Below are 12,571 nucleotides of genomic sequence, written 5' to 3' on the forward strand. Positions count from 1 at the left end.
TTATTTTATTCCTAGCAGAAAGAGCAAGTTCGCAAGAATACCTACGGTAATGGTTGCGATCGGGCCGATAGCCATTTCCACTAAAGGACGTTTAGAGGTACGGTTGAGCAGGTAGATGCCCGCCACGATCATAAAGCCCATTCCCGGCAGAATGGCATTGGAGGCAATCATAGCGCCAACCAGCAAAGCCACTTCGAGCATTTTGGTGATCGCGGTACGAATGTGTCCGCTACACGCTTTCACGCCAGGGTATTTATCCAGCCAGATGGCAATTTTCGCCAGCAGCTGGATTTCGATGAACATGGTGATACCACCCGCCACAAAGGCAATCCATGGGTTGTTGGTCGCCAACCCTGCCACAAATACGAATTTCATGCCATTCGGGCTGTAAACCCCGGTCGCTATCGCCGTTGTACCCACTAATGGAATAAAACCAATGGCACGTGCCAATGCGACCAGCAATGCGTTTGTCTGCTCGCCTTGCGCCATCAATTGCAGGGAAACGGGGCCTTCCGCCAGCAGGCTGAAAGACATGGTTGCCGCACTGGCGGTCAGGCCACCACACAGAATCAGCAGCCACTTGTTTTTCTGGATGCGTTCTATACGGGTCGAGAACAGGCCGACCAAGACTTCATTGGCGCCTTTTTGCGCTGTCGATTGAGCGGGGCGTTCGCGCATCGCAAAGTAAAACATGGCAATCATCGATAGCAGCAATGCAGCGCCGTTAGGGTCAATGCTGACGGGTTTTTCGATCATGCCGCCAAAACTCAACGGGCCAATGGCTTTGGTGGTGAGATAGCCGACCAGTGCAGTGAGCATGACCAATAGACCTTTGCGATAGCCATATTGATAACCGACGACCATGGCAGGGAATAGGGCAAAGCAAGCCACAATCGGATCACCCACTTTTTTGAGGTCATCAGTGAAATTGACGGGCAGCATGGCAAACAGTTCTACCACCGAACGCAGGCCGGCCAGCAAGGCAATGGCATACAGGGCGCCGATGATACCAGAGGCGATAAAGCCTCTTCGGCTGTTGGCACACCAGATGCCAATCATGTCAGTGCCGAGTAACAGACTGTGAACCAGCACAATGGGAGCGGTGAGTGAAAAGGGAATACCAAAACCGACAACTAAACCAATGCTCAGGGCGAAGCTGGTTGCGGCGAGTACTTTTCGGCTCATCCGTCCTTCAAGGTACTCAGGCAATAGAGGACGCAGGCCATCATGGAAAACTGCGATACCGCGGTTTGCCATCATGGCGGCAATAGCCCCGATGGCCGCCAATAATCCCGCTTTGAAAGGATCAACTTCCATCAATCTGAGCAGGAAATCATGGAGATGCTGCATGATAGGCTCCTTATAGTGAGATGATGGTGTTAATTATCACTGGCAGGACGATCTCAATATCTTGCCCTGTGAAACCAAATGCTTTTTTACCTGCTTTCACGTGAGCAATAATTTCGTCATCAGACAGAATTTTACCCGGCATGCCTATGGTGGCACATTGTTCGAAGCCGATAAGGGCGATTGCGATTGCTAATGCACCACCACCACCGGTATTGCATGCGCCAAGGTAGTAATCTGCTTCGCCATTTTTAATTGCCATAGCTGCTTCGATGTCATTCATGACGGTAATGGAAGTGGCTTTATCTCCTGCTAATTGACGAATATTCTCGGCTATTGCCTCTTTTTCTATTTGTCCACCAATGACAAATCTCATGTTGTTATCCCTCTCTTTGTCTCTTCTATCGGATTGCTTTTAAAAATTATTTTTTTCTATTTTTTCTTGGACGCGTTTTTTAAAAACCTTGTTCTTGAAAACCTTGCCTTGAAAAATTCAACGTTGAAAAAATCGTACAGGATTATCGCGTAGCATTTGGTCTATCTGCGTTTGGGAAAAACCCGCTTCCAGCAACATAGGAACGAATACGGTTAACAAATAGTCGAATCCATTTCCCCCATTGCTTTTTAAATGAGAGCGTCGAGTGATATCTTGGGAAAGCATTACTCGCTCAAGTAACCCAAACTTGGCAATTTCCTGCAACATGGCAATGCGTCGGCTGTCTGGGTAGTAATTATTTTTGCCGATTGTATCGAATTGCACCCATGCCCCGGCGTCCAGCAGCGGAATGATGGTATCCAGATTATCTTTAAGGTCACAATGGCCGATAGCCACATGCTTGGGGGATACGCCAAATCCTTCCAGCAGCGCCAATTGTTCGAGTCCCATTGTACTCAATGTGGTATGGGTGGAAATGGGGCAACCTGTGGCCTGATGTGCCAGTGCGGCGGCGGCAAATACTTTTTTCTCATTTTCGGTGATTTGCCCGAGACTGGAGCCTATCTCTGCGATCACCCCGGCTTTTAATTCGGTACCATCAATGCCGATTTCGATCTCTGAGATCATATCATCGGCGATCATCTGTACACTCAATTCACTGAAATGGGCTGGGAAGAAGGGCTGTTTATAGTAGCCTGTCGAGGCGATGATATTGATGTGGGTATCACGCATTAAATCCAGCAGAAAAACCGCATTGCGTCCCATGTAACGGTTAGTCATCTCCACGATGTTCCTTACCCCAAGGGTATAGAGATGATGCAGCTCATCAACGATCAGATCATATTGATCCAATCGGCAATCGAGACTGCCTTTTGCACCAGAGAGATCGATATGCAGATGCTCATGTACATAGGTGTAGCCTGAGGTGTCAATGCGGTTATTTGTTTCTATTGCCAAATGATGATTTACGGTTTGATTTTCTGATGAGTGTTGCAGTGTGTACCCCCGGCTTTTAACTTGATATCTTTGATATCCCACGGCTCGAGTGTGCCTTCAACTGCATTCATGCTGGATGAGGAATACGAAGCGGAATGTGTGGGCGTATCCCCAGTCTGGTTGTAGTATCCCATAAAATGTTTGCTCAGGATCATGCGGTAAATCCACTATAGCGAAAATAACATTATTTAATGGCGGAATAATATTATATGTAACACCTCTGTTGAGGGATTATTTAGGATAGCCACTATTTTTCCAATTTCCTTGACTGTCATAAATACCTTCAAGTTTTGGAGAACCTGATTGGATACCTGAAACAAGAGCGACATCACTGCGAGTCACGAAAATTTGAGGGCGGAAACACATGATCACAGGGCTACCGATAGGGTGAGTGCCTGACAGCGGGAGGTTGTAATCAATGCAGGGCTCTCCCAATCGCAGTATGCGCACTTTTTTGGGCGAAATCGTGTGCTCAGGGAAAACCAGCGCATGTTTCATGTGCCCACGTTTATAGTAACCGCCACCATAGCAGTAACTATTGCCATCGTGGTGATGAGAGACTTCCGTGACATAGACCATCGCAACATGTTCCGGCTCTTGACCACTGATATTGGCGGGGACAGTTCCGGTTAAGGCATGGCCCGGTTCCAGATGGGTGGCGCCGTATTTAGCCAGTAATGGTATTGTGTTACAGCTTGATGCTGCCGGGGCATTGATTTGTGAAAGGTGAATTCCGAGTTGTTCGAGTCGGTTTCTCGCACGAATGAGGGTCAGCAAATTCGTGGTAGGTAAGGTTATCTGGTATCGTTCATCCCATGACAGACAAGGGAAATGTGTCAGTCCGCTCAATTTAATGCCGGGCATGTGTCTTAAGACATCCACGGTGGCATCGAGTTCACTGAAGGTGATACCCGCTTCCTGGCCGGGGAAAGTCATATCTCGTTTATCAAATACTTTCAGCATGACGGGCTGAATTCGTCCCAATTTCTCCGCAGCATCCGAAATGGCTTGTGCTTTTTCAAGCGAATATACGGTGATGATATCTGGCTTATGCCTGAGCATGGTTTCGATTAAATGTGCCGGTGTTTGCACCAAATGGCCGATGTGGCACAGAGGTATACCATGCTGGCTCAGGCTATAGGCTTCCCTGAAATCGACAGCGACAACTCCGCGATAACCGAGTTCAACCAATTTCTTGGTCAACCATGGATTGCGACCGATTTGTTTGGTCATCAAATAGAGTTCAATGCCGTACTGCTCTGCGGCTTGCAGTAAGCGCCGACCATTATTCAAGACCTGATCGACATCAATGATGTAAGTATCTGGCAAAATGACGCCCTGTTGCCAAAGCTCTTTTGCAACTTCAATCAATTTGGGGTTCTGTTTTTTCAGTGCGTCAATAAACATAAGCTTCCCTTCATGTCTGTCTGCAAAGCAGCAAAGCTGTGTAATCATCAAAATTTTCTGTGAAAATAAATCTTCATTTTTTTGAATATTTATAATGGAATCAAAAGCTAGCCGCTTTCGTTCGAAAGCATTAAACCATATAAATTCACTAACAGATAGCCTTCTTCGTTGGGATCTAACTTCACTTTGAAATTTTCTATCAAAGAGCGATGAATTGTCAGTAATCGATTGTAGTATTCAGACTGCTCAATTTTCGACAATATGCCTTTATCCAGAGGAGAGACCCTTTCACCGCGACGTGAACGCATAAAAGCACTTGCCATATGGGTAAGCGCCATTTCGCCTTGTGGGTGATGGATAGGGATACGCCAGATATCTTCCAGAACATGCACAACATTCAGCATGTCGTCGTAGATATCTTGGTCGATGACACCACCTTGCAACAAGATAGTTAAGCGTTGTTCTACCATTGACTTTTGTTATACGCCAGTATTAGTAAATCATTTATTTTGATTGTCGGAGTGTCAATAAACGGGTTCGATGATGCCTGCTACGACATTTCGTTGATGAGTCAGCAAGGCATCCTTGTCAACCATCGTATGCAGGAGTTGCTGGATGGGGATATTATCCTTACGGGCAAGGATAACGGCTTCAGATGCTTTGATAAAGCATTCGCTGTTATCGGGGAGTTGCGTCATCAGGCCCTGTGCTATCAGTTCGTGGCCTTCTCCGACGTTCCAGATGGCCGCATCAATGTGGCCTTTGATGATTTGATTCAGGCATTCATGGTAAGAGACCTCGACCAATTCAATTTTTTTACCGGCAAAAAATTGCTCTGTCATTATTTTTTGGTCTGCTGAGGTACTGTCTAATCCCACGCGGCGAATGGATTCCATTTCGCCATGACGAAAGATTAGTCTATGCCTGTCTGTATAACTTTGTGTCCCTAGTGAAAGCGCAATATATAGATCTTTATTTTCTGGGTGCTGCTCTGCGGCAAGTCTTGATGTTACAGCTAAGTCATAAACACCATTCAGTAAACATTCAATGCGGATATCTGAGCCACGCATATGCGCAAAGTAAAAAGGAACACCTGCGCATTGAGCTTTTAAACCACTTGCCAGCCCTTCATAGGCACGGGTATAAGGAAGAGGCATTGCGCAGACTACATTGCCGATATTGGCATATTCCAAGAGTAACTTGTGGTTTATCTGAGCAAGGAAACTACCATTACGACCACGACGCTTAATTCCAACCGCCTGTACCTGTTCGAGAGATTTTAATGCTGCTTGCATCAAACCCACGGACAAATCGCATTCTTTAGCCAGTAACTCAATGGTTTTCAGGCGGTTACCACATTGTTTAGAGAGGAGATAACGGGCCAGAAAAGCCTGTGCAATCCCCTCTTTTTTAATGAATGTTTGACTTATCATTACAAGTTGTTATCCATTCTCATTTATATTCATAAAATTGAACATAAACCGCAACAAGCGAATTAAAGAAAGGGGATTAATATCACATTTATTAAAAAAATTAAAATTTAAAAAATGATAAAGTTTAATATTATCAATATTTTGAAGATATATTTCTATTTTGCTCTGAAAATATCAAAATCGCTATCATGGAAGAATATAGGGAATGTGGGGGAGGTTTCTATGCCTGATCACTGTATTTTTCTTCCTGGGTGGTGATTTTTGCTACACTATTTATCACGTGATAGAATAATTAGGTTATATTCTTTACGTTATTATTATACACTCAACCAACCTGAAGATGCGTGTTGGTTGAGTATATAGGAGGTGTATTTTGTTGCGAGCAAAAAAATATAGAGGGTTAAGGAACCCTATAAATAATTTAGCTGATATATCCATTATTAAACATCAAGAAAGTAAGTCTTCTAGTTATTATAAGGATAATAACTGCTTATTATCTAGTAGTTATGTTTGTGGTGTTCATATCAGAATTTTAACTAATAGTATTTTATACAAAAATAATCAAATAAAAATGAAGTTTCTTATGCCAATTAGCTATGCAATTAACAAAGTTAATTATAGAGTTGCTAATTTTTCTAAAATGGTTAGAGGTATTAATGTTTATATAGAGGAAGAAAGTGGGCTAACTGAAACCAGATGGCCAGATAGGGAGGATAAAGATTTGCGTGAAAACGGAATATATATTGATTACCCATGTGTGCATATAAATTGTAAAGAAATTACTAAAATCAATAAAATAAAGAGTCGATCAGGTCTCTTTCAGAGAGCACATTCTGAAAAATTAGGCACATATGGTGTGCCCGATCTGATTTATAGCGATCCCTCGTTTGAAACAAGGAAATTTTCGAAACAAGCACCACAAGATCCAGTTCAGTCAATAAGGGTCATTGCTATTCTTATACATGAAATAGGACATATACTGCATGCACAACGAACTGAATCGAAAGAAAGGTTTTGGGAGGGAAAAAGAGCAAATAGGAATAAAGACATGCAGGATGAATATACTACTCCTGCAAATATCGCTGAACAAGTCAGTGGTTATGCTATAAGTCAAAACTCTTCTAATGAGTTTGTTGCAGAAGTATTTACCGGTTTAATATATGGAATAAAATACAGTCCAGAGGTGTTGGAGTATTACAAACGCTGTTTGGGACCAGAATTAATCGGGCTATAGTTGCTTGAGTTAACGACTGGTTGATGCTCTTCAATATGATGACTTTTATCTTTGTTATGATTGTTCTTATCTTCATTCCCACCCAGAATATCCTACTTATATTGTAGCGACTTGAGGTTATTGTAGCGACTTGAGGTGGGAATCCATTTGTTTTGGGTATTGGTATTACAGATCAATAAATTAGTTTCTTAGTCATTATACGCATTGTACTTTGCTGTTTTGGGCTGGCAAAGATGATATTTTTATGCCAATTCATGCCCTTTCTGACATAAAATCTGATGGCAGATTCATTCTGTTCTAATACTTCCAACCAAAGCCATTTTTGTCCCTGCTCTTGACCCAGTTTCACTACATGATCAAATAATTGATCACCGTATTTCTGCCCTGTCAGATGTGGCATCAGGTAGAGCTTATGTAAATAGGCGCCTGCGCAGTCTGTATCAGGAATAGGTTGATTGAAGACGATTTTGCTAAAGCCGATGATATCGGAATAATTCGTTTTAAAATGCCCGGCATCTGAGCTGATGGTTTGTTGAGATTTGGCAATAAACCATGTGTGATCAGGGGATTGGAGCGAGGTTGATATTTGCTCTACTGAACACTCCCCCGTAATATATTCCTCCAGTTCATCTCTGTCATACCACAAATCGGAAAAATGAACACGGTAGCTTGTCTCAAGGAGTTGGGATAGTAACGCTGCATCTTCTATCGTCGCTTTCCGCATAGAAAACATAAGCATCTCCGGAATTATTTACTGGGAATCTGGCTATTGTTTGATATCTCGTTGATAAGGTGTTCCCCTGCCTGCCATTCGCCATATCCCACCGCAATGTGTATATCCGTCAAATTGATCTGCAACATATTGGCCGCGGATAACATACTACCATGGTGATAAAAATGTGCTTTAGAAATAACCAGTTGAATTAAAGGAATAATAGGATAATTTCAATAGAAAATAGGGATGATTGTTTTCGAAAGTTTACTGCTTTTTCGAAGGTGTTAATGAGCAGTAAAAAACGTCTTTGTGAGGAATAAGGGGCTATTCTCAGAATGTATGAAAGCATGACGTATGAAAATAAAAAATGGCGATAGAGCATCGCCATTTTTATCATCACCTTTTATGCACGCTAATCAGTTTTATCATTAAGCGGCGGCTTTGGTGTTTTGTGACAGCCAATCCGCGACACGCTGTTTTTGCTCATTGGTGAGCCACATACCCAACTTAGTGCGGCGCCAGATGGCATCGTCCAATTGTGTTACCCACTCGTGATCAACCAAATAACGCAGTTCAGCTTCATACAGGCCATGACCGAAGAATTCACCAAGATCAGTCAATGCTTCCGCGCCTTTCAGAATGATTTCGCTGTGGTTGCCGTAAGTACGGGCATAACGTTGTGCCACACCTTCTGGCAACCAGTTGTAACGCTGACGCAGCAGTCGTGCATAACCATCGCGGTCATGGCCTTCCAGCTCACCACCCGGTAATTTGCCATTTTTAGTCCATGCCTTGCCCGCGTGTGGGTAGTATTGTGCCAGCTTATCCATAGCGTGTTCAGCCAATTTACGATACGTCGTCAGTTTGCCACCGAAGACGGACAGTAATGGCGTCTGGCCTTGTTCATCCTGCACATCCAGCGTGTAATCACGGGTAATCGCTTGTGGTGAGTCAGATTCATCGTCACACAGGGGGCGAACACCGGAATAAGTCCAGACAACATCATTGCTGGTAAGTTGCTTCTTGAAGTGGTCGTTATAGACTTTCAGCAAGTAATTGATCTCTTGCTCATCAATGTTGACTGCCTTTGGATCGCCTTTGTATTCAACATCGGTGGTACCAATGATGGAGAATTCGTCATTCCATGGGATCACAAACACAATGCGATTATCTTCGTTTTGCAGAATATAAGCCTGTGGTTCATCGTGAACGCGAGGAACTACAATATGGCTGCCTTTGATCAGGCGGATGCCGTAAGGCGATTTCAGTTGCAGGCCGTTATCGAAGAAATTTTTCACCCATGGGCCGGTTGCGTTAACCAGGCCTTTCGCGCGCCATGTGTTGGTTTCGCCGGTTGTGAGATCTTTGGCTTCAACCATCCAGTAATCATTGTCACGCCATGCGCGGGTCACTTGGGTACGGGTACGCACTTCGCCCCCGTGTTTTTGCACTTCTTGCGCGTTCAGAACAACCAGACGTGCATCATCAACCCAGCAGTCGGAATATTCAAAGCCGCGGGTGATCGATGGTTTCAATACCGAATTGGCACCAAATTTCAGCCCCTTGCTGCCCGGTAAGCTAACGCGTTTGCCTAAATTATCGTACAGGAACAGGCCAATACGGATCATCCAGGCCGGGCGCAGGTGTGGTTGGTGTGGCAGACGAAAACGCATTGGGAATGCAATATGCGGAGCCAGTTTCAAGAGCACTTCACGTTCTGCCAATGCTTCGCTGACCAGACGGAATTCATAATGCTCCAGATAGCGTAAGCCACCGTGGATCAGTTTGGAGCTGGCAGACGAAGTCGCACTGGCCAAGTCTTGACCTTCCAACAGCAGGACAGAAAGTCCCCGGCCAGCAGCATCTGCTGCAATACCAGCGCCGTTAATTCCGCCGCCGATTACAATCAAGTCTTTGGTTTCCATTGCATACCCTCTGAAATGTTCGAAACAGTTCTTTAATGTTCGTTTTCGCTCAAAGATTGTAATCAAAAATTCATCAAGCGCCAACCATTAACTCAGAAAAAACATATTCGCGTGATATAGGTAACAAATCTTTATCATATGCCTAAGATTAATAAGGATTTTGCGGGATACAAATTTAAAAGGGGATAATTACAGGAAGGAGAACCCCACCCAAAATTTCAGGCGGGGAAACGTCATGGCATCAAAAGTGGTCAGCAGAGTTCCAGTTTGACGTTGTGTTGTTCGATGATTTTCTGGATATTGGGAGGAGGGGCTTTGTCTGTGAATAGGAAATCAATGAGATTCATGTTGCCGAGGTTGACCATGGCACTGCGGCCAAATTTAGAATGGTCGGCAACTAGCATAACACAACGGGAATTTTCGATAATGGCGCGCTTGGTGCGGACTTCGTGGTAATCGAATTCCAGCAGGGAGCCATCGCTGTCAATGCCGCTAATCCCAAGAATGCCGAAATCGAGACGGAATTGAGAGATGAAATCCAGCGTTGCTTCGCCAATGATGCCGCCATCGCGGGAACGCACTTCACCACCTGCCAAAATCAGGCGGAAATCTTCTTTACCCATAAACAGGGTTGCGACGTTGAGGTTGTTGGTGACAATCCTCAAATCGCGATGGTTGAGCAAGGCATGCGCTACGGCTTCAGGGGTTGTCCCAATATCAATGAACAGGGTTGCGCCGTTTGGAATTTGGGTGGCAACCTGCTGAGCAATACGCGCTTTTTCATTTGACCACATAATCTTGCGGTCATGGTAAGCGGTATTAACAGAACTGGATGGCAATGCGGCGCCACCGTGATGACGCTGGATTTTATTTTTATCTGCCAGATCATTTAAATCACGCCGGATGGTTTGCGGGCTGACGTCAAAATGTTCAACCAGCTCTTCAGTGCTGACATAACCTTGAAGGCGCACCAGCTCGATTATTGCATCATGTCGCTGAGTTTGCTTCACAAAATTCCCCTAATGTTTGCAGAGATGGATTATAGTTGGCCCAAATTATTCGGAATATTATTGATTCTTTTGTTTACGCAAATTATCCCATAACCCCATCAATAACCCGATGATTAGTCCGGCAATATGGGCAGCATTGGCGATATTTAATGAAAACAGATCGAAATAGCCAACCAATAGCCAGATAACAGAGATAGCGATTAACCCTCTGGGAGCACTGATCCCGCGTTTGGGCGACATCTCACCCGTTAGCCAAACGTATCCAATCAACGCGTAGACCACCCCAGACAGCCCCCCGAAATGAGCTCCACTGAACAATGATTGTGCCCAACCACTGAAAAGGGCAGAGACTATCGTGATTTCAAAAAGTTTTCCGGTACTGATCTTTTGTTCTACCTGACTGCCAAAATACCACCATAGCGCGAGGTTAAAGAGGATATGGGGCAGTGAAAAATGCAGCAGGGCAGGACTAACCCAGCGCCATAACTCCAGATATTGATGACTGTTAGGCCACGCCAGCCAGTTCATGACATCGGGCGTGCCCGCCATTGTTATCCAAAGATAAACGAGGGCACAAAGTGCGGCGACGACAATCGTCAGCGGGCCGGACTGGCTTTTGAGCGTGTTCCAGTTCAGATTATTGCGATATTTAAATGAACTGTTAAATTTGCCTGTTTGCCAACTGGCGGCTTGGTAGCGTTCATTGAGAGGATCGCGGGCAAAATGCTGAAGTTCCTGTTCAACTAAACTTAACTGGCTGTCATCTTCCAGCCATAGTTCAACGAGTAATGGCTCGTTAGTCGGCCGCATGGTTAAATGAATGCCTTGCGTCGCCATATAATCAATAAAGGCCTGAGCCAGTCGAGGGTTGGATATTGAGGTTACATGGATCATTGCTCGTCTTATCTCTGCCTTAAGTTGAAATTAATCACACAGGGGCTAATCGCCTTGAAATTAGCGCATTAAAAGATTCATAGAGTGTGGACGGCCTGAGGATAGTCTTTCTGCCAGCCTTCAAAGCCGCCATTGACACTGTAAACCGTCTCAAACCCCATGTTGATGAGATATTGAGCGGCTCCCTGACTGCTATGACCGTGATAGCACATCACCATGACAGGCTGGTCAAAATCCGCTTCCTGTAGAAAATTATTAAGCGTTTCATTCGTTAAGTGGAATGCGCCTGTTACGTGCCCTGCACGGAAACTTTGCGGGTCACGGATATCAACCATGATGGCGGTTTTATCGAGCCAGTACTGGTAAGCCTGCTCAGGGTTTATCGTTTGAAAGTGGTCCATAAATACTCAACGTAGTTTCTCAAATTTTCATTTTCACTATATTCATTTCTTAATGGTCGTCTGGTATGACCTGACCGCCTTTCCAATGGGGGTATTGGAAAGGCGTGGGAATATAGACAGAAAATGTCAGAAACAGAAAAATAATCAGTAATACGAGTGTTCACCGCGCTGGTGTTCAGTCAGATCTTTGACCCCTTTTAATTCAGGGAACATCTGCAACAACTGTTTTTCAATCCCTTCTTTCAGGGTGACATCGACCATTGAACAGCCGTTGCATCCACCGCCGAATTGCAGAATGGCATAACCTTCATCGGTGATCTCCATCAGACTGACACGACCACCATGCCCGGCCAGCTGAGGATTAATCTGCGATTGCAGGACATATTCAACGCGCTCAATCAGTGGAGCATCGTCAGCCACTTTACGCATTTTGGCGTTCGGTGCTTTCAGGGTCAGTTGGGAGCCAAGTTGGTCGGTCACAAAATCAATGACGGCCTCTTCCAGAAAAGGTGCACTGATTTCATCAACATAGGCAGAAAGTTGGTCGAATTTCAGTTCGACATCAGTGGCTTCAACAGCATCCGGTGGGCAATAGGAAACGCCGCATTCAGCAGTCGGGGTTCCCGGATTAATGACAAAAACACGGATCTGTGTGCCCGGTTCTTGATTTGCCAATAGCTTGGCAAAGTGCGCTTGCGCTGCTTCAGTAATATTAATCATGTCATTTGCTCAATAGTTGACTGTTCTAGTTGGTTATAATACGCCCATTTATA

14 protein-coding genes are annotated in these 12,571 nt (G+C 44.7%); 1 reads left to right on the forward strand and 13 read right to left on the reverse strand.

Annotated features, from left to right (window positions below):
* The 7 genes from Xmir_RS02460 to yhfZ form a co-directional block, all read right to left on the reverse strand.
* A complete protein-coding gene (locus Xmir_RS02460) occupies positions 1–1,350 on the reverse strand; it encodes a YhfT family protein (RefSeq protein WP_099112876.1) in 1,350 nt (449 codons plus the stop codon).
* A 10-nt stretch (positions 1,351–1,360) separates the two neighbouring features.
* A complete protein-coding gene (locus Xmir_RS02465) occupies positions 1,361–1,723 on the reverse strand; it encodes a DUF2620 domain-containing protein (protein ID WP_099112877.1) in 363 nt (120 codons plus the stop codon).
* Positions 1,724–1,840: 117 nt separating this feature from the next.
* Entirely contained in the window at positions 1,841–2,734 is an 894-nt protein-coding gene (locus Xmir_RS02470) for a phosphotriesterase-related protein (protein WP_167385935.1), read from the reverse strand.
* A gap of 14 nt (positions 2,735–2,748) precedes the next feature.
* Positions 2,749–2,934 (reverse strand): hypothetical protein, encoded by a 186-nt coding sequence (locus Xmir_RS26325; protein ID WP_208620377.1) that lies wholly within the window; start codon positions 2,932–2,934, stop codon positions 2,749–2,751.
* 76 nt (positions 2,935–3,010) lie between these two features.
* Entirely contained in the window at positions 3,011–4,186 is a 1,176-nt protein-coding gene (locus Xmir_RS02475; RefSeq protein ID WP_099112878.1) for a YhfX family PLP-dependent enzyme, read from the reverse strand.
* Positions 4,187–4,293: 107 nt separating this feature from the next.
* On the reverse strand, positions 4,294–4,656 hold the full coding sequence (locus Xmir_RS02480) for a PRD domain-containing protein (protein WP_099112879.1): 363 nt from the start codon (positions 4,654–4,656) through the stop codon (positions 4,294–4,296).
* A 54-nt stretch (positions 4,657–4,710) separates the two neighbouring features.
* Positions 4,711–5,616, reverse strand: coding sequence for a GntR family transcriptional regulator YhfZ (gene yhfZ, locus Xmir_RS02485; protein ID WP_244170843.1), 906 nt, complete (start codon positions 5,614–5,616; stop codon positions 4,711–4,713).
* Positions 5,617–5,992: 376 nt separating this feature from the next.
* Here yhfZ and Xmir_RS02490 point away from each other — a divergent pair, with 376 nt between their 5' ends.
* Positions 5,993–6,853: a hypothetical protein gene (locus Xmir_RS02490; RefSeq protein ID WP_099112881.1), complete on the forward strand. Its 861-nt coding sequence runs from the start codon at positions 5,993–5,995 to the stop codon at positions 6,851–6,853.
* A 172-nt stretch (positions 6,854–7,025) separates the two neighbouring features.
* Here Xmir_RS02490 and Xmir_RS02495 read toward each other — a convergent pair whose 3' ends face one another.
* From Xmir_RS02495 to nfuA, 6 genes are all read right to left on the reverse strand, one after another.
* Entirely contained in the window at positions 7,026–7,586 is a 561-nt protein-coding gene (locus tag Xmir_RS02495) for a GNAT family N-acetyltransferase (protein WP_099112882.1), read from the reverse strand.
* 410 nt (positions 7,587–7,996) lie between these two features.
* Positions 7,997–9,493 (reverse strand): glycerol-3-phosphate dehydrogenase, encoded by a 1,497-nt coding sequence (gene glpD, locus Xmir_RS02500; RefSeq protein ID WP_099112883.1) that lies wholly within the window; start codon positions 9,491–9,493, stop codon positions 7,997–7,999.
* 251 nt (positions 9,494–9,744) lie between these two features.
* Positions 9,745–10,503 (reverse strand): DeoR/GlpR family transcriptional regulator, encoded by a 759-nt coding sequence (locus tag Xmir_RS02505; protein WP_047964079.1) that lies wholly within the window; start codon positions 10,501–10,503, stop codon positions 9,745–9,747.
* Between the two features lie 57 nt (positions 10,504–10,560).
* Positions 10,561–11,397 (reverse strand): rhomboid family intramembrane serine protease GlpG, encoded by an 837-nt coding sequence (gene glpG / locus Xmir_RS02510; RefSeq protein ID WP_099112884.1) that lies wholly within the window; start codon positions 11,395–11,397, stop codon positions 10,561–10,563.
* A 77-nt stretch (positions 11,398–11,474) separates the two neighbouring features.
* On the reverse strand, positions 11,475–11,798 hold the full coding sequence (gene glpE / locus Xmir_RS02515; RefSeq protein WP_099112885.1) for a thiosulfate sulfurtransferase GlpE: 324 nt from the start codon (positions 11,796–11,798) through the stop codon (positions 11,475–11,477).
* 144 nt (positions 11,799–11,942) lie between these two features.
* Entirely contained in the window at positions 11,943–12,518 is a 576-nt protein-coding gene (nfuA, locus tag Xmir_RS02520; RefSeq protein ID WP_099112886.1) for a Fe-S biogenesis protein NfuA, read from the reverse strand.
* Positions 12,519–12,571: the final 53 nt, after the last annotated feature.

It is taken from the genome of Xenorhabdus miraniensis, from assembly GCF_002632615.1.